We start from the raw sequence: 25365 nt of genomic DNA, 5'->3' as shown, positions 1-25365 counted from the left end.
TTCATTATATTATAAAGAATGATATTGCATAGTATATAAATGGTGCTACTAGTATAACACTATCAAATCTATCTAATACTCCACCATGACCTGGTATTAGTTTACCATAGTCTTTTATTCCTACGTATCTTTTTATTGAAGATGCAAATAAATCTCCAAATTGTGCTACTATACTTCCTACACTCCCAATTATAACTAATGGTAATATATTTATATTAAATATATATCCAAATACTATACAACAAATTGTGCTTCCAAGTATTCCACCTATGCTTCCTTCTATGGTTTTTTTAGGACTTACTTTTGGTATAAGCTTGTGCTTACCAAATAAATATCCACTGAAGTATGCAAATGTATCTGTTGCAAATGATATTATAAATATTAACCATACATATAAATGTCCAAATTCAAAATCTTTAAATGTTAATACTATAAAATCTAAAAATATTGCTATGTATATAATACCCATAAAAGTTATAGCTATATCTATAATGTTATTTTTACATCTTAATAAACTAATTATTGATATTAAAAATAATATAAATGCTACTGCATATGTATACTCTAATCTTAAATTAAATATATTTTTAAATGTCAAGTATATAGAAAATATATATCCTATATAATAAATTGGATGTATTTCCTTTGATTTAAAAGCTTTATAAAATTCATTAAGTGCAATAGATACTACTAAAAGTTCTGCTAAATATAGTGGTATTCCCCCAATTATAATGAATATAAATAATGGTACTAATGCTAAACCTGCAATAATTCTTGTACGCATAAATTAATCTCCTTACTTTAGGCCACCAAATCTTCTGTCTCTTTTTTGGTACTCATATATGGCTTTTTGTAGTTGTTTTTCGTTAAAGTCTGGCCAGTGAACATCTGTAAAGTAAAATTCAGAATATGCTGCTTCCCATAATAAGAAGTTACTTAATCTCTCTTCTCCACTAGTTCTTATTATAAGATCTGGATCACTTATAGACTTTGTACTTAAATAACTAGATATTGTATCTTCTGTTATTTCATCTATACTTAGTTTACCACATTTTTCATCTTTTAGTATATTTACTAAAGCATCTTTTATATCATTTCTTGCACCATAATTAAGTGCTAAGTTTAGATTAACTCCAGTATTGTACTTAGTTAATTCATATGCTCTTTCTAATTCATCTATGCATGCCTTTGGAAGTTTAGATGTATCACCTATTGTTGTTATTTTAACATTATTTTTGTGAAGTTCCCTTACTTCATTTTTTAGATATGTTGAAAGTAGGGTCATTAAAGTATCAACTTCAAGCTTTGGTCTTTTCCAATTTTCAGTTGAAAATGCATATAATGTTAAAGTTTTTACCCCTAGTCTATTACATTCTTTTAGCACTTTTCTAATAGTTTCTACACCAGCTTTATGTCCTGCTGTTCTTGGTAGAAATCTAGCCTTTGCCCATCTTCCATTTCCATCCATTATTATAGCTATATGATTAGGTACTCTGTCTAAATCTATATCATAATGCATATTGTACCTCCTAAATACGAATCTGACTCCTATTTTAAGGAGTCAGAAAAGTATGTTACTAATATTTTTACACCTTCAGAAGTCTCAGATATTTTTATGACCTTAGGAACGATTAAAGCTTCTTGATCTTTTTTACCCTTTATCTCTTCTATGGTATATTTTATGTTTTTGTCTTTAAATGTGTCTAAAACATCATTTAAGTGAAGGCCTAATAGGTTATAATATTTTTCCAATATTATACCTCCATTATATCCTTTTCTTTAGCAGCTGCAACAACATCTACTTCTTTTATGAATTTATCTGTTATCTTTTGAACTTCATCTTGTGCTTTTTTAAGTTCATCAGCAGTTAATTCTCCATCTTTTTCCATTTTCTTTAAATTATCGTTAGCATCTCTTCTTTCATTTCTAAGTCTTACTTTGAAATCTTCAGCTGTTTTATGAGCTTTTTTAGCTAACTCTTTTCTTCTTTCTTCTGTTAATGCTGGTACTGATATTCTTATAACTTCACCATCATTTGTTGGGTTAAGTCCTAAATCAGAGTTTCTTATAGCTTTTTCTATTTCAGCCATAGAAGATTTGTCCCAAGCATTTATCATTAAAGTTCTAGCTTCTGGAACAGATACTGCTGCCATTTGGTTTATTGGAGTTGGTGTTCCATAGTAGTCAACTCTTATTTTATCTAACATTTGAGCATTAGCTCTTCCTGTTCTTATTGTAGTGTATTCATATTTTAATGCTTCTATTGTCTTAGCCATTTTAGCTTCTAAGTTCTTATGTATATCTAATTTCATATTTTTCCTCCTAAATATTTTTATCTATATAAACATTATATGCTAATTTTACATTATATAAAATACTTTAGCCATAATTTTAGTTTCTATTTTACTGTTGTACCTATATTCTCTCCCATAACTGCCTTCATTATGTTTTCTGTTGATAATTCAAATACTTTTATAGGTATTTGATTATCCATACATAAAGATGTAGCAGTTGAGTCCATTACTTTTAATTCTTTTTGAAGTACATCTAAGTAAGTTAATTCATCAAATTTAACTGCATCAGCATGAACCTTTGGATCTTTATCATATACTGCATCAACATTTTTAGCAAGTAATATTACTTCAGCTTCCATTTCTGCTGCTCTAAGTGCTGCTGCTGTGTCAGTTGAGAAATATGGATTTCCAGTTCCTGCACCAAATATTACTACTCTTTCTTTTTCTAAGTGTCTAACAGCTTTTCTTCTTATATATGGTTCTGCTATTTGTCTCATTTCTATAGCAGTTTGTACTCTAGTTTGTACATCCATATTTTCTAGTGCATCTTGAAGTGCCATAGAGTTCATAACTGTAGCTAACATTCCTATGTAATCTGCAGTAGTTCTATCCATTCCTTCAGAAGTTCTTCCTCTCCAGAAGTTTCCTCCACCTACAACTACAGATACCTCTACACCTATTTCTCTTATTTTCTTTATAGCAAGTGCTATATCATTTACTATATCGTTATTTATTCCAAATCCTCTATCACCAGATAATGCTTCTCCACTAAGTTTTAGTAGTACTCTTTTGTATTTTGGCTCGATCATTAGAAAATCCTCCCTAAATTTACATTTATCTTATTTTGCTATTGTTTTTGTATTTTTTAACATTATATAAAGCTTTTAGCTTAATATAATGTCTTTTCCTTAAAAAAAGGAGAACACTTAAGTGTTCTCCTTTGGTCATTACTTAAGTTGCTTAGCAACTTCTTCTGCAAAGTTTTCTTCTTTCTTCTCTATACCTTCTCCAACTTCGAATCTAACTACGTTTCCTAAAGCTATTTCAGTTCCTAACTTCTTAGCAGTTTCAGCAACTAATTGCTTTATAGTTAAATCTCCGTTTTTAACGAAAGGTTGCTCTAATAAGCAAACTTCTTTTAATTGCTTTTCAAGTCTTCCTTTTATCATCTTCTCAACTATGTTAGCTGGCTTTCCTTCGTTTAAAGCTTGCTGAGTTAATATTTCTGTTTCATGTGCTATGTATTCTGGATCTACGTCATCTCTTGAAACGTATTTTGGGTTCATAGCAGCAGCTTGCATTGCTATATCTCTTCCCATTGCTATAACTTCTGCATCTCTGCATGGAGTTATCATTTCAACTAAAACACCTATTTTTCCTCCACCGTGGATGTATCCAGCAACTTGTCCGTTAGTAGATATCTTAGCGAATCTTCTTACGTCTAATTTTTCTCCTATTGTAGCTATTCTGTTGTTTAATACTTCAGAAAGTACACCTTCAGCATGATTTTCAGCTAATAATTGTTCAACTTCTGTGTTTTCTGTAGCTAAAGCCATTAAAGCAACATCTTTAACGAAAGTTTTGAAATCTTCGTTTTTAGCAACGAAGTCAGTTTCTGAGTTTACTTCTACTATTGAAGCAACAGTGTTATCTTCATTTATTTCTATAGCAACTAAACCTTCAGCAGCTATTCTATCAGCTTTCTTAGCAGCTTTAGATAAACCTTTTTCTCTTAGTATATCTATAGCTCTTTCCATATTTCCTTCAGCTTCTTGTAAAGCTTTTTTACAGTCCATCATTCCTGCGCCTGTAGATTCTCTTAATTCTTTAACCATTTGTGCAGTTATAGCCATTTTGAGTTCCTCCTATATACTAGTAAAGGTAAGGGTGACCCTTACCTTTTAATTTTGTAGATTAGATTTAGATTATTCTTGATCTTGTGCTTCTTCTTCTACTTCTTCTTCAGCACCTTGTCTACCTTCTATTATAGCGTTAGCCATAGCTCCAGTTATTAATTTAACTGCTCTTATAGCATCATCGTTACCAGGTATAGCGTAATCTAATTCATCTGGATCACAGTTAGTATCTACTATACCGAATACTGGGATTCCTAATCTGTGAGCTTCTTGTATAGCTATGTTTTCTTTTCTTGGGTCTACTACGAACATAGCTCCTGGTAATTCAGGCATATCTTTCATACCGTTTAAGTATTTTTCAAGCTTTTCTTTTTCAGCTCTTAATTTTATAACTTCTTTTTTAGGTAAAACGTCGAATACACCTTCGTTTTCCATTTTTTCTAATTCTCTTAATTTGTTTATTCTTGTTTGTATAGTTTTGTGGTTTGTTAACATTCCACCTAACCATCTTTCGTTAACGTAGAACATTCCACATCTTTCAGCTTCTTCTTTTATAGCATCTTGAGCTTGCTTCTTAGTTCCTACGAATAAAACTGGCTTTCCGCTTTCAGCTATTTCTTTCATAGCTTTGTAAGCTTCTTCAGCTTTCTTTACAGTTTTTTGTAAGTCTATTATATATATTCCGTTTCTTTCTGTGAATATAAATTTAGACATTTTAGGGTTCCATCTTCTTGTTTGATGTCCGAAGTGAACACCAGCTTCAAGTAATTGTTTCATTGATATTACTGACATTTTTTTCCTCCTGGTTTTTAACCTCCGGCATGATCAACTCCCAAAAAAACCTATTAGGCACCTTTTTAGGATCCCATTGCCGTGTGTGATTTTATTTTTTTACCTTTAGTAGTATATCATATCAAATTTTAAAATACAATATATTTTATGATTGATTTTATGTTTATTTTTTATATTTGTTTTTGTTTGAAAATTTCTATTTCTTCTATTATAAATTATTCTTTATTTTTATATATTCTATACATTTTATTAGTCAGCAAATATCATCTTTATTCTATTTTTAAAGCTTACTTTATCTATATCATTATCACTTACTATATTTACACTACCTAATACTTCACCACTATCTGTAAAATATTTTATAACCCCTAATACATCTCCCTTTTTAACTGGGTATTTTATTTCTTTAAAAGTTATTTGAGATTTTAGCTTTTCTTCTTTAGATAATATTGTATATAATTCTTTGTTTGTTACTAATTTAATTTCTAGTTCATCTATACCTTTTATATACTTTTTACCTATTAATTTATTTTTGTCCATTACCTTTTGGGTGCTAAAATTTTCTTTTCCATAGTTTAGCATACTAAGAGCTGCTGATAATCTTTTTTGCTTATGATTTGCACCTAGTGTTACTCCTATTAGTCTATGCTCTTTTTCATTATTGTTATCTTCTTTTACCATCATAGAAAAAGATAAACAATATCCAGCATTTCCTGTATATCCTGTTTTAATTCCATCTACATTTGGTGATGTACTCATTAATGCTGAGTTTGTGTTATTTTTGCAAAAATCTCTTTCTGGATAACTATATGTTCTCATATTAGTTATGCTTACAACTTGTTTTTCATAATTATCAAACATAAACTTTCCAAGCTTTGCAATGTCTCTTGCGCTTGATATATTTTCTTTTGGTGGCTTTGTTTTATCATTAAGATCATATATAGGAAGTCCATGTGGATTTACAAAGTGAGTATTTGTCATACCTAATTCTATACACTTTTCATTCATAGACTTTACAAATTCCTCTTCACTTCCTTTTATATGTTTTGCTATTGCCACTGCTGCATCATTTCCTGATACTATCATTAGACCTTTCATAAGTTCAATTAAAGGTATTTTTTCACCTTCTTTTAAATGATAACTAGATCCTCTTACTTTAGCTATAGATTTGTCTACAGTTATAATATCATCTTTTTTAACCTTTCCTTCTTCTATAGCTTCTATAGCTAGTAAAAAGGTCATCATCTTACTTAAACTTGCTAGTGGTCTTTTAGCATCTGCTTCTTTTTCATACAATACTCTTCCAGTTAACTGGTCTATAAGTATTGATGATTTTGAAAACTTATCTACTCTATTGTTGTCATCAGAATAACTAAAAGTAGGAGTTAAAAATGCACAGATGACAATACTTACAATTAATTTTTTTACTCCTTTTTTCAATAACTTCACCTTCTTATATTGATTAATAAGTCTATATTATTTTTTTCCTATTTTGAAAATAATATATCAGTTATTATTTTACATAATGAATTTTTCAAAAAAAAAGCAAACAGACAACTTTTAGTTAACTGTTTGCTTTTTTGTAGTATTTATTTTCCTAGTATTTGAATTTCAATTGTTCTTCTTCCCCAGTTATAACATTCACTTTTACTATTCATATATATATCTATTTTATTTCCTTTTATAGCTCCACCACAATTATTTGCTATAAATGTTTTATTAAAATAAGGTATATATACTTTTGTTCCATATGGTATTACTTTAGGATCAACTGCTATTGTTCCCCATACTGGTTTTTGACCTGTTGATGTTATTCCATACCCTGTATAAGCAGTTGCTACAACATTCATTTTTTTGCTTGTTGTTCCTGTTGATGAGTTGTTGTTTTGATTATTGTTTGATTGATTTTGATTTGCTTTTATATAACGAGTACTTGACCACCCTATTTTTCCATCATGTAATTTTACTTTATACCACCCATTGCTGTTTTGAAGTATTGTTACTTTTTCATTTCTTACTACTTTATCAACTACCCTATATTTTGTTGATGGACCACTTCTTACATTTAATCTTGAAGTTGTTACTACTCCTAGTGTATCTGCAAATGTATTAGTCATTCCTAGTGCAAATATACATATACTAAATAGAAAACCCAATATTATCTTTTTATTTTTCATAGAAGCATTCCCCCATTTATAAAATTAATTTGTAACTATTTTGTAACTTTATATTTATATAGTAGCTAACTATTATCCATTTGTAAACTATTTTTAGGAAATTATTTACAAATAAGTTACATTTTTAGAATTTTAAAAAGGTCTACTTAATAAAAAATTTTTATTTATAATAAATTAAAAGCTACCTAAAACTTAGGTAATATTAACTATTTTATAGTTTAAAACCTATTTTAGATAGCTTTATTTTTATCTATTTAAAAGTATAAAATAATGACTTTCCATATTTATCTTTTCCATACTCTTTTATAGATTTTTGTACATCTTCTGACTTATAATAATCAACTAATTTATCTGTTATTTCTTTCATATTTTCTTCTAACCCATTTATTGTAACTATACTATATACATTTTTTAAACTTTCATCAGCATCTTTTACTAAACTTAAATCTAAATTTTCCTTAGTTGCTAAGTAAGTTCCTATATCTGTTAATGTATATGCACCCATTTCACTAGCAGTTTGTAAAGTAGATGCCATACCCTTACCTACTTCTTTGTAGTTCTCAAATGAATTTTCTTGTCCTATATTTTCCCATATAGATAATTCTTTTGTATGTGTTCCTGATTTATCTCCTCTAGATACAAAGTTTAGATTATTTTCTTTAATATATTTAAAAGCATCTTCAACGCTCATTTTGCTTATCTTTTCATTATGTTTTCCATCTTTTGGACCTACTACTACAAAGTAGTTATACATTATTTCATGTCTAGAATCTCCATAACCTTCCTTTATAAACTCTTCTTCTTTAGACTTAGCATGTACAAATAATACATCTGCATCTTTTCTCTTTCCTAATTCTAAAGCTTCTCCAGTTCCCTTTGCTACAACTTTAACATCTACATTATTTTCTTTTTCAAAATCTTTTAAAGTTTCTTCTAAAAATCCTGTATCATCTAAACTTGTTGTTGTAACTAATTTTATATCTTTTGGACTTTCACTTTCTTTTGTGTCTGTAGATGAACATGCTACCATAGATAAACTAAGTATACCTACCATTAATAATTTGGTTATTTTTTTATTCATTTTTTCTCCCCTTAATCTTTAAAATTTCATTACCCCATTAAAAAATACATCCGATTCATAAGTGTCTATATGTTTTAAGTTTTCCATAAATACTATGTAATCACTTATTTTTTTTGCTTGCATAAAATCATGTGTTACTAATATTACAGTTTTTCCTTCTTCTTTTAATTTAAGTATCTCTTTTTCTGCCTTTTTGATAGTGTTTAAATCCATGTTAGCCATAGGTTCATCTAGCAAATTGTACTCTTTATTCATTATTAAACTTCTTATAAACTGAGCTTTTGCTATTTCTCCACCAGATAACTTTTTTACATTGGTACTTAATTTTTTATTTAAGTCAAACTTATCTATCAATTTATAAAGATAGGATTTGTCTTTTATAAATTGTTCTTTACCATATTCATATATGTAATTAAAATTATCCATTAAGCTCCCACTTAAAAATCTACTTTCTTGTGGTGTATATGATAAATATTTATATATATTTTTATTATTCATACATTCATTATCTATATATTCATCATTTATAGTTATACTTCCATCTTGAAAATTTTCTATATTGTAGATTATTTTTATTAATGTACTTTTCCCACTTCCATTGTGTCCAACTATGGAATATATCTTACCTTTTTGAAAATTTATATTGTCTACAGTTAATACGCCTTGATTTTCTATTTGTTTTTTTAATCCATAAATACTTATCATCTTTACTCCTTATATAACCGACTGCAATTTCTTTATAATAATTGTAGATATTGTGGATATTGTTAATAGTATAAATGCTATTACCAAAGATTCATCAAAATCCCCCATAGAAGTTGAAAGTGCTATATATGTTGTCATAACCCTAGTTGAGCCCTTTATATTTCCACCAACTAACATAACAGCGCCAACTTCTGAAATTCCTCTACTAAATGTAGTTATACAAACTGTTAATAGATGATACTTTATTTCCTTTAAAAATATTTTTGGTATATTTTTGTCTTCTATTTGAAGTACCTTGCACGTTGTTAAAATATCTCCTCCAAATTTATTTAGTAAATCTATTATTAAACTCATAGCCATAGGTATCAAAAGCATAGCTTGTGCTATTATCATAGCTACAGGTGTAAATAATAATTTAAATTCTCCTAAAGGTCCTTGTCTTGATAACATTAAAAACACTAAAAGCCCCATTATAACTGGCGGTGTACTCATTAGTGCATTTACAAATGTTATTATATATTTTTTAAATCTAAAGTTTTTTAAGTATATAACTATACTTAATACTATTGCAATTATCATAGCTATCATAGTTGCTGTTGTTGTTACTATTAATGATAAGCTAATTATTTGAATTATATCATTTACTTCCATATTATCTAAATTGTCTTAATCAACCATTAACATAACAGAACTTGATTTTATAACACTTGTTACTTCATCTCCAACTTTAATGCCTAGATCTTCAATAGCATCTATTGTAACAACAGATGTTAACATTTGACCATTTATATCTATTGTTACTTTGGCATTTATAGCGCCCATTTTTATTTCCTTTACTATTCCTTTTAATTGGTTACGTGCACTTAGTTTCATTTTTATTTGCCCCCTCATTTGCTACTTTATTATATTCACTTTGAAAGTATATCATCTACCTTTTTTTACAACAATATAGTTTCGTTCATCTTTTTCATCGTTTTTTCTGTTTTATTATTACTTTTTTTACTACAAATTAATTTTTTATAATTTTAATTTTTATATAATTTTATTTTTGCATTTAAACATATAAAAAAGACCACTTTTTGTGGTCTTATAATATACTAAGTATTGTTATAAATACTAAACTAATCATTGATACTGCTAATAATATTTTACGTTTTTTAATTTTTTTGGGCCTTTCTATTGTTTCTTCTATATCTTCATTAATTTCCTCAGTATCTATTATATCTGCTTTTTCATACATTACATTACTTAAATCTATTAATATATCTTGTAAATATTCATATTTTTCATTTCTACTTAATAATTTTTTTATAATATTTATAAATTTATCATTGCCATTGATCGCTATATTTTGGTTCCAATTAATACCTTTATCTATGTTTTTTAGCATTTCTTCCTCATTTTTACCTTCTTCAAAAGGAAGCTTTTTAAATATAGATTCAAATAGTATTATTCCTAAGGAAAATAAATCACTATCTAAGTCAGTGAAATTTATGCATAGCTGATGTGGACATAAATATCTAAACTCTCCCCCAGCTCTTATATTTATTCCATTATTAGCTTTTGTTGTTTGGAAGTTTAATAAGCGTATATTATAATCTTTATCTACAAGTATATTAGTTGGGTTTAAATTTCCATGATACACATTATTTTCGTGAAGTATTTCTAATGCTTTTACAATCTGAGTTGCTATATTTATTATAGCTTCTAGGTGTAAATAGTTCCCATTTATCATATTTACTAAGGTTATTCCATTATAATATTCACTTACCATATAATAAAGTGTTGTAAGTTCTGTACAGTGAACACCTACATCGATGGTTTTTGATATGTACTTTGAGTGTATGTTATTTATCATAGTAGTTTCGTCTATTAAGTTAGTTATAAAATTACTTTCCATATACTCATTATGTTCAACTACCTTTATAAGTACTTTTTTATTGTCAAATACATCTCTTGCTTTATATATTTTATTTAATTCAAGTTGCCCATCGCAGTTTAAAAGTTCATATCTATTGCCTATAAAAGTCACATATTCCCCCCCTTTCTAAATTCTACTATTAATATTATATGTTTAATTATATCAACATTTGTATCCTTTTTCCATATGTTATATATTCATATGATTTTTTATATTATTCGGAGGAATTTTGATATTTTTTAGTGTAGCTTAAATTTTCTTATTTTTTATTTTCTTTTAATACAATTATTTTAATAATGTTTTTATATTTTATATATAAATATTTAATAATTATAAAATCTACTTAAGTATTTTTTTGTATACATATTTAAAATTTATTTTACTTATTTATGTACTATTTCTTACAAATTATAAAGTATTTATATAATTAATTTTACCATTTTATAATCTTTATCTTTACTTTGTTTTATATTTAGATATTTTTAGGTATATTTTAACACAATTTATAATAATTTACTGTTGAACTGTTATAAAAGGAATTTAAAATATAAAATTTAATACTTATATATATTCTTATAAAGTGTGGTGATTTTAATAAAAAAAATACTAATTCCTATAATTACCTTTTTTAGCTTTTTTGCTTTAGGCTTTAATAACTCAACTTCTTCTAATTACAAGTCTGATATAGTTGTCAAGGGAATAACACTTAAAGTATCTCTTATTCAAACAGCTTATGAGTTATATAATGTCAATGTAAAAAATCCAAAAGAGTTTAATGAAGATTTATATAAAAGTACTTCTTACGATGCTTATAAGCATTATATATGGTTAAAAGATACTTATAATGATATGGATGATGATTTGAAAAATTCTCTTTATGATATATTTACTACAAATGATTCTTGGAGCTACTCTAATGCCGTTATAGGCTTAGATGATAATTCATCTTTAGAAGATATAATTAAAACTATATTAAATGATGATTATTTAAATTTATCTCCTTCTTTTTGTAGGGAGTTTGATAATTTTTTTACATCTTTTTATGAAGATTATTTTAAGTCTTATTTTTATAAAAACAAAGCTTCCTATGAAAAAAAAGCTAATGATATAAATAATCTTTTATCATCTAAAGAAGTAGATATTATAAATTTTATAGAAAGTTCATCAGGATTAGATATTGATAATGGTTACTCATATACATTTTACTATTCTTTAAATCCTGTTGAATCACAAGGATTTAAAAGCAATAAAAAATTAATATCAACAATACCTAAAAATACGCCTTATAAAGATATAATAAGTATTCCTCTTCATGAGTTTTCTCATATAATATTTGAATACTTTGTTAATAGTGATGAGTTTTTAGATGCTTATGAAAAATTAAAAGATAATAAAAAGCTAACTAAAATGTATGATAAAGTAGGAAAATATGCTTATAATTATAAAGACTTTTGCTCAGAAAACTTAATAGAAGGTTTTTCTAAATTCTTAAACTATAGATACTTTCAAGGGGTTTATGAAGAAAACATATATGTTTATGATTTAGATTTTTATAGATATTTAAGAAAGTTAAATTTTAATCCGCAAACTTCATCTTTAAAAGATGTTAGTATAAATTTTTTGGGAAAAACATTAAACTTATACCCTTAAGCATCAATTATATACCCTAATTTAAACCCCTCTATATTTATAGAGGGGTTATTTTTAGCCACCATATCATTTTAATGATAATAAAACCTTACACATTGTATTTATCTCTTCTTTAGATAAATCATCAAACTTAGACAACCTTTTTACAATATCTTTTATTAACTCATTTTTATAATTTTCTTTACTATATATTACATTATCAGTATAAATAATTTTAGATTTTCCAAGGCTTTTTTTAATCAATTTACTATTTTTTTTAATCATTTCTGCTTTTCTTTTTCTTACCTCTTTTTTTATAAAGTAAGTTGATAGTGTAGATGTAACAGAACCTATAAAACCAATTCCCATTATCATAAGTATAGATGCAGTTAATTTACCTAATGTACTTATTGGATATACATCTCCATATCCAACTGTTGTAAATGTAACTATACTCCACCAAAGGGCAGCTCCTAAACTCATATTTTCAACAGATGACATTACGGTTGCACTTATTAGCACAATAATTATTGCTATACCTATAGTGTAATTAAAGTTATTAGTTTTCATAAATTCTGATAGTTCATTATTAGTACGTTTTATTATAGCAAGTAGTCTTATAACTCGAGTTATCTCTGATACTCTTGTTACCCTTCCTACTTTTAATATATCTAAAGCTCTAAAGACTTTAAATATAGAGTAAAGAGGTATTATAGATATTAAATCTATTAAGTTTTTCTTAAAGAATTTTTTCTTATTTTTACTTTTATAAAGTCTAGTAAAATAATCTATTACAAATATTGACCAAACTATGAAATCTATAATTTGAAATACTAATCTAATTTGATAACTTAAATCTAATGTAAGTTCTAATATTAATATTATAGCTATAACTATAGATAAAATAGCCATAGCCAGATTATATGCAATATATTTTCGTCTCATATATTATTAATAGTATAAATAACTTCCATTTTCAAAGTGCCAATTTCCCTTATAGCCTTTTTCATATGCTCCTATTTCAAAATGAAGCATTGATATTCCTAAATCCACATCTTCATAGTTATGATTTTTTTCTTTTATTACTGCTTTTACTTTTTTATTTTTTAGTTCATATCCTATTTCTTTTTTATTTAAAGCACTTGGAGATTTTTTAGAAAGATTTATACCATTTAAAACCCAATCCGGTAATTCTTCATCTTTTTCTATTATAATATCAGAATTTTTTCCTTTGCTTATAGATTTTACAACTTTCTCTTTTATAGAAAGTTCTTTAGGTGAATGACCTATAGCTATTATACACACTAGCTCTTCTTTATCATTAAATTTAATATGTTTTTCACATTCTTTTTTATCATATGTTCCCCCAATCCAACATGTTGAAAGTCCCATAGCTACAGCTTGAAGTACTATCATTTCTCCATAATATCCTATTTTTTGCTTATAATTTAAATTTTTACTATTTCCAACTAAGCCTATATAAGATTTAGCACCACTTATAAGTCCATAAGATGCCTTAAATCCATTTAAGCCTTCATCTCCATTTTTTATAAATTGTATATTAAGTGAAGATTCCTTATTTATTTCATCTATCAAATTAATTAATGTTAATATATCACTATCACTTATTTCTCTATCACTAAAAGTTCTTCTAGATATTCTTTTGTCTACAGCCTCTATCCAAGCTTTTCTAATTTCCATATAATATCTCCTTTCTATACAGACTTATTATATAGTTTGTATATTTTTTTCTTTTATATTTATGTCCTCAAAAAAATCTTTATTATCACCTTTATGAAGTATTTTATCGCAAGTCATATTTATACCTATAGATCCTATTGGTGCAGTTATAAGTACACTTAAAATAGCAATAGCTTGCATAATATCACCACCTGCAACTCCCATTTCTAAAGGTATAGAGGCCTTTGCTGATTGAACAGTTGCTTTTGGAAGATATGCTATCATACAAAATACTTTTTCTTTTATTGTTAAATTGGTTCCTATTAAGGATATAAATACTCCTATTGAACGAACACTTAATGATATTGTAAGTATTATAACTCCTACTATAAAATATTTTCCTACTAATGTAGGATTTATAGCTATTCCCACAAATGTAAATAAATAAAGCTTTCCTATTTTCCAAAGTCTATTCATTGTATCTAAGATTTCTTTAGAAATGTCTTTCATATAGTTTCTTATTAAAAATCCGTATACCATAACAGCAAGTAGTGAGTTAAATACCTCTACATGTAAGTTTTTTTCTATAAATCTCATACCTATACATGTTGAAAATGCTATTATTACTTTTATATTTTTATTATCAACTTTAGATATTATAAACTTACTTATTTTAAATATTAAAAAACTTAATACTAAGCTTATTATTATAGTAAGAGGTATTATCATAATTTGATTAAATATAGATACACTTTCTCCTAAATAACTTTTAGTGTATAGTGTTAAAAATGTAGTAAATAATGTTATAGCAACTGTATCATCACAGCTTGCTCCAACAAGTAACATCTGTGGTATAGCTTTATCTTGGCCTAACTTTCTCTCAATTAGTGATACCATAGCTGGAATAAGTACAGCAGGGCTTACTGCTGCTATTATAAATCCAAGTATAGCTCCTTGTATAAAAGTAAAATCTAAAAATATAGTACACAAAAATGCTATTGTAAATCCTTCTAGTGTTGCTGGTATTATACTAAGTAGTACTGCCGGCCTTCCTATTTGCTTTATTTGAGATACATTTATCCCAAGCCCACCTATAAATAATACTGTAACTAATGCTATATCTTTTATACCTGAAGATACTTCTAGTGTTTCTTTTGGAACTAAATTAAATATAGATGGACCTATCACCATCCCTAATACCATCATTCCTATTAAAGATGGTAGCTTTACCTTTTCTACTAGTTTTCCACTTATATTTGCTAATATCCCTATTATTACCAAACTAATTAATATAATCATAACTTCCTCCTTTATTTTGTAATTCGCAAAAAAATAGACTCCTACCCTTATAAAAAGAGTAGGAGTCATTAGCTTTCGCATTTAATGGCGAACTCCATCGCCTATTTAATTAATACTTATATATGATATCATACAATGTTTTTATAGTAAATTGTTTTTATAATACTTTATATTATCTTTAGTTTAAATGTTTAATATATTTTTTATATTAACTTGTTGTGATACTATATTTATATACTATTACTAGGGGAGGTTAGTTATGATTGAAATGACTATAAAGGAACTTTTTGATGTAGGAGTAAGTTTTGAAAGTGCTGTAGGGGAAGGTACTAAATCAGAAAGAGCTAGAATACCGAAAAATTATGCTAGAATAAATTTACCTAAAGAAATTGAATCAAAAATAATGAATATTGATTTAGAATTAAATTTTTTGATCTCAGGAGAAATATGGTGTCCTGATTTTCAAATAAATACAACAATACTTAAAAAGTTTTGTGATTTAAATCCAAACTTTAATATATCTGTTATAACTATGGCTCGTGGTAAAAAATTTCTATCTCCTATATTAAATATTGATAAAGAAAATTTTAAAGGTCCTACTATAGTAGTTTTAGATAAAAATTTTAATATTATAGGATACTTTGAAGAAAGACCAAAAGCTGTTAAAGATGTAAAAAACTTTGATGATATAAAACTTGATTACTATAAAGGAAAATATATACTAGATAGCGTTAATGATTTGCTTGATATAATATGTAATATATAATTTTTATTATATTTCCTAGCTAGTACTAATATATTTTAATAAATGGCTTATCTTTTAGCTATATTAGTACTATTTAGGGGGTGTTTTTTATTATTATAGAATTAAATATTTTACAAACATTAATATTAGCTGTTTTTATGCTTTTAATGGGTAGTATTATTAAAGATAAAGTAAGAATTTTAGATAAATTTTGTATACCTTCTCCCGTTGTTGGAGGTCTTTTATTTTGTATATTAAACTTACTTTTAAAATTCTTTAATATATGTACTATAACTATGAATACTAGTTTAATGAGCTTTTTTATTTCTTTTTTCTTTACTATAGTTGGTCTTTCTTTTAGCTTTTCATTAATAAAAAAAGGAGGCAAGGACTTATTTAAATATTGGATACTCTGTGGTATATTATCATTTTGTCAAAACCTACTGGCAGTAGTTTTAGCTAAATTTACTGGTATACATCCTCTACTTGGCCTTATGTGTGGGACTATATCAATGGAAGGTGGACATGGATATGCTGCATCCTTTGGCTTTACTATAGAATCTCTTGGAATTTCAAATGCATCTAGTGTTGGAATAGCATCAGCTACCTTTGGTCTAATATTTGCAGGGCTTTTAGGTGGACCTGTCGGAAAATTTCTTATAGAAAAAAATAACCTAAAATATAATAATATTAATACTTCTTTAATAAAAACATACACAAAAAACATATCTTTAACTAGAAGTACTTCTACTTTAAATTCTACTTCATTCTTAGAACAAATTTTAGTTGTTTTTCTTTGTATAAATATTGGTGAACTTATTTCTAATATAATATATACATCTACTAATATATTAATCCCTACTATAAGTGTATGCATATTTATTGCCGTAATATTTAGAAACTCTAATGATAAATTTAAAATTTTAAATCTTGATTTTGATATTTTAAATTTACTTAGTGATATTTCCTTGGGAATATTTTTGACCATGGCACTTATGAGTATTGATTTATTTAAGCTATCTAGTTTATTTGGCCCTATAATAATTATTGTTGTATCTCAAGCAATTTTTATAGTGTTATTTGCAATATTTGTAGTATATAAAGTTTTAGGTAAAAATTTAGATGCTGCTATTATGGTAAGTGGGCTTATAGGACATGGGCTTGGTGCTACTCCAAATGCATTAGCTAATATGAGTTCTGTATGTCAAATATATGGTGAATCAAAAAAAGCATTTTTAATAGTTCCTTTAGTTGCTGCATTCTTACTTGATGTATTTACTATGCCTTGTATATTATTTTTTATAAATATCTTTTCTTAAATTTATTTAAATGATTAAAAATTTTTAAGTATTGCCATACTATAAATATAATTTGCTATAGGAGGTAATAATATGGAAACTAATTTACTATGTCTAGAAAAAGAATGTGCTTTCAATAAATCTGGTAGCTGCTATGCTTCTCATATAAAAGTAGAAGGATATGATGCTTACATAACACCTGAAACTTATTGTGATACATTTAGAGACTCTTCTTCTTTTAGTTTGTCAAATTATGGTGGAAATATATCCTTAACAAGTACTCAAAATATTTCATGCAGTGCTGATAACTGCAAATATAATATAAGTGGTGGATGTAGTGCTTCTTTTGTTCAGATAAATCCACAAAATGCTAACTGCGAAACTTTTATTGCAAAATAACAAAATTCGCTTCGCTCATGTCGCCAACGACTTTGTCCGTTGCTCAAAATATCATTTTTTACATTTCCAAACCTATTTATATATATTATTTTCATGAGTCATCAACAGTTTTATGCTTAATGTAATTTCCTTTAATGTAAAAAAAGGATAGATTTTATCAATCTACCCTTTTTTTATGCTACTTGTTTTAATTCTTCAACTTCTTCTAGTACCCCTAGTTTCTTAGCTACTAGTTTTGTTGTACTTGCTTGAACTATAAGAGTTACAAGTATTGTCATAAATACTACTGAAGATATTATTTCGTATCCAGGAAGTTTCATTGATACTATTATCCCTGATAATGCTGCTGGTATTACTCCTGTTTCTCTAACCCACATCATAAATAATCTTTCTTTAAATTTCCATTTAGCCTCTTTATCAAATGCTGTACATATTAAAACTACAAGTGGTCTTGCTATAAACATTAATACTAATACAACTATTAAAGATTCCTTCCAATAAGCAGAGAGTGATGTTAAATCAACTTGTGTTCCTAGGACTACAAATATCGCCATACGACATAATGCTCCTACACTCTCTCTAAATAAGTGCTCTGAATGGAAGTCATGTTCTGGTACCCAAAGTCCAAATATTTTTTTATTTCCTGCTATAAGACCTGCTATAAATACTGCCATATATCCACTACCATGTAATAATGTAGCTACTTCATAAGCTAATGCAACTTTAAGTACTGACATTATTGGTGCATATGAATGGAATATTCCCCATTTTTTATCTGATATTAATAATGAGAATATATACCCAACTGCCACACCAACAACAACTCCACCTAATGCAGATATTAATAATTCACCTGCACTTTTACCAAGAGAAAATTCTCCACTAGTTATTATTCCAAGTAATGTTGAAACAATTATAGCCCCTACAGCATCATTGAATGCTGATTCACTAACTACAGTTTGCTTTATTTTATTTTTTATAGTAACTTGTTTAAATACTGGTATAAGTGCTGCTGGGTCTGTTGATGCTATAACTGCTCCCATTAAAAGAGCTGTCATAATTTCTATATTAAATATTTTTCCTGCAAATACTCCTACAACTACAGTAGATATTAAGACTCCAATAGTTGCAAGCATTCCTACACTTATCTTGACCTTGTTAAGTACTTTTAATTTAACTTCTCTACCACCTTCATATAATATAAATGCAGATCCAAATGTAAGTATTAAATTATTTTCAATAGGAAAAGATTCTATACTAATTAGGTTTAAGACTGCTGGTCCTATTATTATCCCTGCTATTAAGTATAATATAACATCAGGTACTTTTATTATTTCACTCACTTTTCCAAGTACAATACCTGTTATTGCAATTGCAGCAAATATTAGTAACAATCTATTAGTTGCAATTGCTTCTAATGTATTTTCCATAATATCATCTCCCTTTGTCGTTTTTGTAAGTTTTTTGTCGACAATTCTAATTATATTACCGCAAATTGATGCAGTCAACCTTTTTATACAAAAATTAATTTAATTTATTATATTAATATTTCTAACCTTTTATTTTATCAAAAGCTTATATATCTAAAGTCACTTTAGTTATTTTCAAAAAAAGTGTTAAGGTATTTATCAACCTTAACACTTTTTAATTATTTATATACTCTATTTTCATATACTTTTTTAATTAATTTCATATATATATCTTTTTCTTCTTCATCAAAATCATGAGTTACTTTATCAAACCATTCTTTAAATATACCACTTAATGAACCTAAAGCTTCCTCACCTTTTTTACTTAGTGTCAGCCTATATACTCTAGTATCTATTTTATCTTGTTCTTTATTTACATAGCCAAGTTCTACAAGTTTTTTTATTCCTCTTGTTACCATAGCCTTATCTATATTAAGTTCTATAGCTATTTCATTTAAACTTATTCCACTACGTCTTTCTATTAAAAGTAAGTATCTTAAATTTGATATAGCAAAATCATAATCTTTTAACGCATTTTCTGCATACTTTCTAAAATCTTTATTTATTTCCATTTTATACTTATTTACTAACTCAATTTCCACCTTTTCACCTCTATAAAATTACTAGTTCACTCTATTATATATGATAGGATCTATAAATCCAAATGTTATTTTTGAGTTTTTGTAAAAAACTTCACTTACATATAATGTATCTTTTTCTATTCTCTCTTTTAACACAAATTTTACCTCTTTTGAAAAATAACTAACACTTTCTCCTTCAAATACTCCGTCTTTTTCAAAGTATACCATAGGTGTAAATTTGTTAGATTCTTCTAGAGTATTATAATCTAATTTTAAATCTAAGTTATCATTTCTAAAATCTTCTTTTGATATATTATTAGGTATTTCATATGATTTTAATACTACTTGATTATTTTCATTTAATTCAAATAAAAATAAATGAGGTAATATATTTTTTCTCTCTCCCATTTCATAATAGCTTTCTTCTATTATAAAATATCCTTTAAAGTCTTTTGGTAAATTTATTATTTTATCATTTGCTATACCATTTATATGCTTAGCTTTTGGGTGAGTTAAATTACCTTCTTGTTTTTGTTTATGTATTTGTTTATCATTATTAAATACTCCACATAAATTTTTTACAAACATTTCTAATACATTCATACATATTCCTCCTTTTTAGTTGATACAATCAATAATTTTTATTTATATTTATACCCCATTTTTATTTTTTCTACCAATTGAAAAATATTTTTTATTACTTTTATACTTATGTAATATATTGCTATTATTTATATTATCATTTTTTAGATAAAAAAGGTGAATTTATATTCACCTTTTTTATTTAGACAATTTAATTAATATATTTATTTAAAAAACATAATATTTATTAAAGTCGATACTACTGTCATACTAAACCCTAACATAATCTCATAAGGAAGTAATGTAAATCTCTCTTTTATACCCATATTTACACTCTTTGCACTTGTATGAAATAATGATCCATGAGGTAACTGCTCAAAAGCACTAGAACCTGCATTTACAATGCTTGCTCCATTTAAAGCTGAAAATCCTGAACTTATTATAGCTTCTTTAAAAGTTGATGATGCTATAGTTGCTCCTGCTGTTGATGATGCCGTTGCTAAAGACATTAGCATCCCAGATATTGGTGCTAATAAAAATTGTGGTACGCTTAATACTTCAAGTACAGTTATTGTACTATTTTGAAGATTAGACATTTGTATAATACCTGCAAGTGTTCCTGTTCCTATTAATAATATACATACTCCTTGCATTTGGCTAACTCCATAGGCTAAATAGTTATTTAACTTTTTAATATTTCCTGTTGCAATTACACAAACTATTCCTCCTAAAGGTAGTGCTATTAATGGATCTATGGAAACACTAGATATATTACCTAGAAATAATAACCCTATAGATACTAAAGGCCCTATCAAAGATCTAAATAAAGTAGGCATTTCCTTTTTTTCTTGTAATATATCACTTTGTTCAAACTTGCTACCTTTATCTATAATCAACTTAGTTAATATTACAGTTATAAATATTCCACATATAGCAGGCACTATATTTGATGCCATTACATTTGATAAAGTTACATTGAAATTTTCTGATACTGCTAAAGTGTTTGGATTTGGTGATATTATATTTCCAGCCTTTCCTCCTCCAGCTAAAGCTAAAAGTATAGATATTTTAGAATAAGATAACTTATTTCCTATGTACATACCTATAGGTGCAACAGTTATAATAGCTACATCTAAGTTAACCCCAACTCCTGCTAAAACCATAGTTGATATAGCTATTCCTAAAATGGCTTTATCTGTTCCTAATAACTTAATTATTTCTTCAGATATCTTATTTACTGATCCTGTTTTTATCAAACATCCTGCTAATACTCCTGATGCTAAAACTCTTAATATAGATGGTGATATATCTTTTGCTCCATTTATCATATACTCTACAGTTTGTGATAAATGACAACCTCCAATCAATCCACCAACTAAAGCTCCTAACATTAAACTATACACAGGTTGAAATTTCTTAATTATAAGAATTATAGCTGTAAAAAGTCCAAATATTGCCCCAAAAGTTGTTATCTGCATACAAATCCCCCTGTTAAATTATATTAAACTAATTAAATTTTATTTAATAAGTTTAATATAATTTTATGTTTTTACTACTATTTTGTCAACTATATATTAATTAATTAAATTCTATTTAACATTTATTAATATGCATTTTATGCTATAATAAATATATTGTTTAAGTTTTATAAAAATTTTAACTAAGGTGATTAATTATGAATGATTTAAATATTGGTATTAAAATCTGTGAAATAAGAAAAAAACAAGATTTAAGCATAAGAGACTTAGCTAAACTAGCAGGTGTTACACCATCTTTACTAAGCCAAATAGAAAGAGGGCTTGCTAATCCATCAGTTAATTCATTAAAATCTATAGCCTCTGCTTTAAATGTTCCACTATTTACTTTCTTTATGTCTGAAGTTGATAAAAGAAATTTAATAGTCAGAAAAGATAATAGAAAAAAAGTTATTCTTCCTGGAAATAATGATGTAGTCTATGAAGTATTATCTCCAGAAATTAATGATAATTTTGAATTTGCTATAATGAACCTATCTCCTAACACTAGCTCTTGTACTAATTTTATAGAACATAAAGGATATGAGATAGCTTATATATTAAGTGGTGAAGCTAACCTATACATAGATGAAGATAAATTTACTTTATATGAAGGTGATAGCGTTAAAGTTCCTATTGGTTCTAGACATCTTTGGGAAAATATAACAAATAATGATACTAAAGTAATATTTGCCGTTATATTATAAAAAGAGCCTAATGGCTCTTTTTATCTATGTTTTAAATATACACTATATTCTTTTATTGTTTCATTTATATTTATAGTTATTAAATACTCGTTATAGTGTGCATTATAAGGCTGTTTATATTTTAAGTTTATTACAAATTCACTATCTTCTAATTCTAATAACTCACTATCTTTTAAAAATTTTCTTTCTATCAATTCTAAAACTCTTTCCAAATAAATCTCCCCCTATAAGTATTTACCACTTATATACCCATTAATATATTTTACTATCTCTGTTTATATATTTTTAAAGTTTATCCTTTTTCTTATACATTTTCCAAGTATATACGCTAATCCTACTTTTATAAAATCTACAATTAAAAATGGTACTACACAAGTTAGTAGACCTTTAAAAAAACTTACTCCTGCTATTAAGCTAAATTGAAAAGTACCTATTATATAGCTTATAAAAAGTGCTATTAACATTGAAAGTAAAAGTAATATATTATTTTTATATTTTTCAAAAAAATATCCAACAATATATGAAACTATAGGAAATGATATTAAGAAACCTCCTGTAGGTCCAACTAATACACCTATTCCTCCACCCATTTGAGAAAATACAGGTATACCTATTAGTCCAAGGCTTAAATATATAACTTGAGATAAAAAACCTAACCTAGGACCAAGTAATATTCCACAAATCATAACAGAAAACATCTGCATAGTAAGTGGTACAGTTGTAAAAGGTATTGGTATTGATATTTGAGCAAGTATAGCTGTTAAACTTGCAAATATAGAACATATAACTAATTCTTTAGTTGATAATTTCATATTTTTCTCCTTAGTATTTATACTATAAAAGGATTATACCAAAATTAACTACATTTTAGTACAATCCTTTAAAACTATATATTACTAACTTTTCTTTATTATATCTTTATTTAACTATTTTTTATAACTTTAAATAAAAACACCATAGCAATTTTGCTATGGTGCCTTATTTATTATAAAACTCTCTTAGCTCCTACGTGAGCATTTTTCCAGTAACTATTGTTTATACTAGTCTTTTGAACTACATCTCCTGGTTTTGGAGCATGTATCATTTGTCCATTACCTATATATATACCAACATGAGTTATTCTTCCACTTCCATCAGTACTAGAGAACATTAAGTCTCCTGGTTGTAAGTTATTCCAACTTACAGATCTCCCTACACTATATTGAGCTGTTGAAACTCTAGGTAATGTTATTCCAACTTGCTTATATACATAGTAAGTTAATCCTGAACAGTCAAAGCTATTAGGTCCTTCTGCTCCCCATACATATGGCTTTCCTAGTTGTGCCATAGCTGTGCTTAATACCTTTTGTACTTTGCTTTGAGATGTTTGTCCATTGTCTGAACTACTATTACTTCCTGAACCTGTATTTGAGTTAGATAAGCTTATATAGCTTGAACTTCCCCATCCTACTTTTCCATTTGATAATTTTACTTTATACCATCCATTTGAGCTTTCTAATATATCTACTCTATCACCTTGATAAGCTTTAGTTATTACGCCATAGCTAGTGCTTGGGCCACTTCTTATATTTAAAGCTGCTGTTGTTATTGTTCCTTTTTTACCTGTAACAGGTGTAGAAATTTCTCCACCATTATTTGCATTATTTCCTGAACCTGCACTTGAGTCAGATAAGCTTATATAGCTTCCACTTCCCCATCCTATTTTTCCATTTGATAATTTTACTTTGTACCATCCATTTGAACTTTTTTCTAATATTTCTACCTTATTTCCTTCGTATACCTTAGTTATTATACCATAGCTAGTACTTGGGCCACTTCTTATATTTAAAGCTGCTGTTGTTATTGTTCCTGTTTTTCCTGTAACAGGTGTAGAAGTTTCTCCACCGTTATTTGCATTATTTCCTGAACCTGCATTTGAATCAGATAGGCTTATGTATCCACCATGACCCCATCCTGATTTTCCATTTGAAAGTTGCACTTTATGCCATCCATTTGAGCTATCTAATATCTTTACTTTGTCTCCTTGATAAGCTTTAGTTACTATAGAGTGAGATGTAGATGCACCGCTTCTTATATTTAAAGCTGCAGTTGTTATTGTACCCATCTTTCCTGTAACTTGGTTTGAACTATTGTTACTGCTAGATCCAGATACACTTATATAGTTTCCACTTCCCCATCCTATTTTTCCATTTGATAGTTTTACTTTATGCCATCCATTTGAGCTTTCTAATATTTCAAGTTTATCTCCTTGATGAACTTTTGTTACTATTGAGTAACTTGTACTAGGTCCACTTCTTATATTTAATGTACTAACTGTTACAGTTCCTGTTTTTCCATCTGCAAACGCACCTGTAGTCCCCATAGCTAGTCCTACTGTAGTAGCACAAACTGCTACTGCCACTTTTCTATCTAACATTTTAAACCTCCCATTTTTATTTCTTATACAATATATAATTTAAAGTTTTTATTCTCAAAATAATTCTTATATATATTATATACTTTATTTGTAAATTTGTTATGAATTTTTTTACATTTTTTATATTTTTTTATATTTTTTTCATTATTTTTAGTAAAAATGGGTATAATATTGTTTGATTTTTAATTTTAATTAATTCTTTTTACTATTTCGTATATAT

The 25365-nt window shown here is 27.0% G+C and carries 29 protein-coding genes and 1 riboswitch; of the genes, 5 read left to right on the top strand and 24 right to left on the bottom strand.

What is annotated here, in order from left to right; all coding sequences use genetic code 11:
* Window positions 1–4: 4 nt before the first annotated feature.
* The 14 genes from ABHC41_RS09650 to ABHC41_RS09585 form a co-directional block, all read right to left on the bottom strand.
* Window positions 5–784 carry a phosphatidate cytidylyltransferase gene (locus tag ABHC41_RS09650; RefSeq protein WP_092925072.1) on the bottom strand — a complete coding sequence of 260 codons (780 nt, stop codon included), beginning with the start codon at window positions 782–784 and terminating at the stop codon, window positions 5–7.
* A gap of 12 nt (window positions 785–796) precedes the next feature.
* Window positions 797–1519: an isoprenyl transferase gene (locus ABHC41_RS09645; RefSeq protein WP_092925070.1), complete on the bottom strand. Its 723-nt coding sequence runs from the start codon at window positions 1517–1519 to the stop codon at window positions 797–799.
* 29 nt (window positions 1520–1548) lie between these two features.
* Window positions 1549–1752, bottom strand: coding sequence for a hypothetical protein (locus ABHC41_RS09640; RefSeq protein ID WP_092925068.1), 204 nt, complete (start codon window positions 1750–1752; stop codon window positions 1549–1551).
* 2 nt (window positions 1753–1754) lie between these two features.
* A complete protein-coding gene (gene frr, locus ABHC41_RS09635) occupies window positions 1755–2312 on the bottom strand; it encodes a ribosome recycling factor (RefSeq protein ID WP_092925066.1) in 558 nt (185 codons plus the stop codon).
* Between the two features lie 86 nt (window positions 2313–2398).
* Window positions 2399–3103: a UMP kinase gene (gene pyrH, locus ABHC41_RS09630; protein WP_092925064.1), complete on the bottom strand. Its 705-nt coding sequence runs from the start codon at window positions 3101–3103 to the stop codon at window positions 2399–2401.
* 138 nt (window positions 3104–3241) lie between these two features.
* The gene (tsf, locus tag ABHC41_RS09625) at window positions 3242–4147 is read right to left on the bottom strand and encodes a translation elongation factor Ts (RefSeq protein ID WP_195928679.1); all 906 of its coding nucleotides are present in this window, start codon (window positions 4145–4147) and stop codon (window positions 3242–3244) included.
* 72 nt (window positions 4148–4219) lie between these two features.
* Window positions 4220–4942, bottom strand: coding sequence for a 30S ribosomal protein S2 (rpsB, locus tag ABHC41_RS09620; protein WP_092925060.1), 723 nt, complete (start codon window positions 4940–4942; stop codon window positions 4220–4222).
* A gap of 249 nt (window positions 4943–5191) precedes the next feature.
* Window positions 5192–6391: a D-alanyl-D-alanine carboxypeptidase family protein gene (locus ABHC41_RS09615; protein WP_240275693.1), complete on the bottom strand. Its 1200-nt coding sequence runs from the start codon at window positions 6389–6391 to the stop codon at window positions 5192–5194.
* Window positions 6392–6531: 140 nt separating this feature from the next.
* Window positions 6532–7119, bottom strand: coding sequence for a 3D domain-containing protein (locus tag ABHC41_RS09610; RefSeq protein WP_166505699.1), 588 nt, complete (start codon window positions 7117–7119; stop codon window positions 6532–6534).
* A 250-nt stretch (window positions 7120–7369) separates the two neighbouring features.
* Window positions 7370–8200, bottom strand: coding sequence for a substrate-binding domain-containing protein (locus ABHC41_RS09605; RefSeq protein WP_240275692.1), 831 nt, complete (start codon window positions 8198–8200; stop codon window positions 7370–7372).
* Between the two features lie 18 nt (window positions 8201–8218).
* A complete protein-coding gene (locus ABHC41_RS09600; protein ID WP_166505700.1) occupies window positions 8219–8905 on the bottom strand; it encodes an ATP-binding cassette domain-containing protein in 687 nt (228 codons plus the stop codon).
* 9 nt (window positions 8906–8914) lie between these two features.
* A complete protein-coding gene (locus ABHC41_RS09595) occupies window positions 8915–9556 on the bottom strand; it encodes an ABC transporter permease (protein ID WP_092925052.1) in 642 nt (213 codons plus the stop codon).
* Window positions 9557–9571: 15 nt separating this feature from the next.
* The gene (locus tag ABHC41_RS09590; RefSeq protein WP_092925050.1) at window positions 9572–9778 is read right to left on the bottom strand and encodes a TOBE domain-containing protein; all 207 of its coding nucleotides are present in this window, start codon (window positions 9776–9778) and stop codon (window positions 9572–9574) included.
* Window positions 9779–9992: 214 nt separating this feature from the next.
* The gene (locus ABHC41_RS09585; protein ID WP_092925048.1) at window positions 9993–10937 is read right to left on the bottom strand and encodes a protein kinase; all 945 of its coding nucleotides are present in this window, start codon (window positions 10935–10937) and stop codon (window positions 9993–9995) included.
* A 474-nt stretch (window positions 10938–11411) separates the two neighbouring features.
* Between ABHC41_RS09585 and ABHC41_RS09580 the strand changes: the two genes are divergently transcribed.
* Window positions 11412–12476 (top strand): hypothetical protein, encoded by a 1065-nt coding sequence (locus ABHC41_RS09580; protein ID WP_271892132.1) that lies wholly within the window; start codon window positions 11412–11414, stop codon window positions 12474–12476.
* Between the two features lie 66 nt (window positions 12477–12542).
* Here the strand turns inward: ABHC41_RS09580 and ABHC41_RS09575 are convergent, their stop codons facing one another.
* From ABHC41_RS09575 to ABHC41_RS09565, 3 genes are read right to left on the bottom strand one after another with little or no spacing between them, the layout of a single operon-like run.
* Window positions 12543–13367, bottom strand: coding sequence for a potassium channel family protein (locus tag ABHC41_RS09575; RefSeq protein ID WP_195237473.1), 825 nt, complete (start codon window positions 13365–13367; stop codon window positions 12543–12545).
* Between the two features lie 39 nt (window positions 13368–13406).
* On the bottom strand, window positions 13407–14156 hold the full coding sequence (locus tag ABHC41_RS09570) for a nitroreductase family protein (RefSeq protein WP_166505702.1): 750 nt from the start codon (window positions 14154–14156) through the stop codon (window positions 13407–13409).
* A gap of 27 nt (window positions 14157–14183) precedes the next feature.
* The gene (locus ABHC41_RS09565; RefSeq protein WP_271892134.1) at window positions 14184–15434 is read right to left on the bottom strand and encodes a cation:proton antiporter; all 1251 of its coding nucleotides are present in this window, start codon (window positions 15432–15434) and stop codon (window positions 14184–14186) included.
* Window positions 15435–15486: 52 nt separating this feature from the next.
* Window positions 15487–15545, bottom strand: a riboswitch (Fluoride riboswitch).
* 148 nt (window positions 15546–15693) lie between these two features.
* Here ABHC41_RS09565 and ABHC41_RS09560 point away from each other — a divergent pair.
* From ABHC41_RS09560 to ABHC41_RS09550, 3 genes are all read left to right on the top strand, one after another.
* Entirely contained in the window at window positions 15694–16200 is a 507-nt protein-coding gene (locus ABHC41_RS09560) for a thioredoxin family protein (RefSeq protein ID WP_195237459.1), read from the top strand.
* A gap of 80 nt (window positions 16201–16280) precedes the next feature.
* Window positions 16281–17498 carry a sodium/glutamate symporter gene (gltS, locus tag ABHC41_RS09555; protein WP_240275690.1) on the top strand — a complete coding sequence of 406 codons (1218 nt, stop codon included), beginning with the start codon at window positions 16281–16283 and terminating at the stop codon, window positions 17496–17498.
* A gap of 72 nt (window positions 17499–17570) precedes the next feature.
* Window positions 17571–17876: a DUF1540 domain-containing protein gene (locus ABHC41_RS09550; protein ID WP_240275689.1), complete on the top strand. Its 306-nt coding sequence runs from the start codon at window positions 17571–17573 to the stop codon at window positions 17874–17876.
* 173 nt (window positions 17877–18049) lie between these two features.
* Here ABHC41_RS09550 and ABHC41_RS09545 read toward each other — a convergent pair whose 3' ends face one another.
* The 4 genes from ABHC41_RS09545 to ABHC41_RS09530 form a co-directional block, all read right to left on the bottom strand.
* On the bottom strand, window positions 18050–19306 hold the full coding sequence (locus tag ABHC41_RS09545; RefSeq protein ID WP_166505707.1) for a cation:proton antiporter: 1257 nt from the start codon (window positions 19304–19306) through the stop codon (window positions 18050–18052).
* A 218-nt stretch (window positions 19307–19524) separates the two neighbouring features.
* Window positions 19525–19947, bottom strand: coding sequence for a MarR family transcriptional regulator (locus ABHC41_RS09540; RefSeq protein ID WP_092925032.1), 423 nt, complete (start codon window positions 19945–19947; stop codon window positions 19525–19527).
* A gap of 21 nt (window positions 19948–19968) precedes the next feature.
* On the bottom strand, window positions 19969–20529 hold the full coding sequence (locus tag ABHC41_RS09535) for a hypothetical protein (protein ID WP_092925030.1): 561 nt from the start codon (window positions 20527–20529) through the stop codon (window positions 19969–19971).
* A gap of 203 nt (window positions 20530–20732) precedes the next feature.
* Complete coding sequence (locus tag ABHC41_RS09530; protein ID WP_240275688.1) at window positions 20733–21986, bottom strand: GntP family permease; 1254 nt, start codon at window positions 21984–21986, stop codon at window positions 20733–20735.
* Window positions 21987–22183: 197 nt separating this feature from the next.
* Here ABHC41_RS09530 and ABHC41_RS09525 point away from each other — a divergent pair, with 197 nt between their 5' ends.
* Window positions 22184–22729 carry a helix-turn-helix domain-containing protein gene (locus ABHC41_RS09525; protein WP_271892138.1) on the top strand — a complete coding sequence of 182 codons (546 nt, stop codon included), beginning with the start codon at window positions 22184–22186 and terminating at the stop codon, window positions 22727–22729.
* Between the two features lie 20 nt (window positions 22730–22749).
* Here ABHC41_RS09525 and ABHC41_RS09520 read toward each other — a convergent pair whose 3' ends face one another.
* The 3 genes from ABHC41_RS09520 to ABHC41_RS09510 form a co-directional block, all read right to left on the bottom strand.
* Window positions 22750–22941, bottom strand: coding sequence for a hypothetical protein (locus ABHC41_RS09520; RefSeq protein WP_092925024.1), 192 nt, complete (start codon window positions 22939–22941; stop codon window positions 22750–22752).
* 63 nt (window positions 22942–23004) lie between these two features.
* Window positions 23005–23541 carry a biotin transporter BioY gene (locus ABHC41_RS09515; RefSeq protein ID WP_166505708.1) on the bottom strand — a complete coding sequence of 179 codons (537 nt, stop codon included), beginning with the start codon at window positions 23539–23541 and terminating at the stop codon, window positions 23005–23007.
* 173 nt (window positions 23542–23714) lie between these two features.
* Entirely contained in the window at window positions 23715–25145 is a 1431-nt protein-coding gene (locus ABHC41_RS09510) for an SH3 domain-containing protein (RefSeq protein ID WP_166505709.1), read from the bottom strand.
* Window positions 25146–25365: the final 220 nt, after the last annotated feature.

It is taken from the genome of Romboutsia sp. 1001216sp1 (assembly GCF_039841805.1).
GTDB classification, from domain to species: Bacteria; Bacillota; Clostridia; order Peptostreptococcales; family Peptostreptococcaceae; genus Romboutsia_C; species Romboutsia_C hominis.
This window is presented reverse-complemented; position numbering and strand designations above follow the sequence as displayed.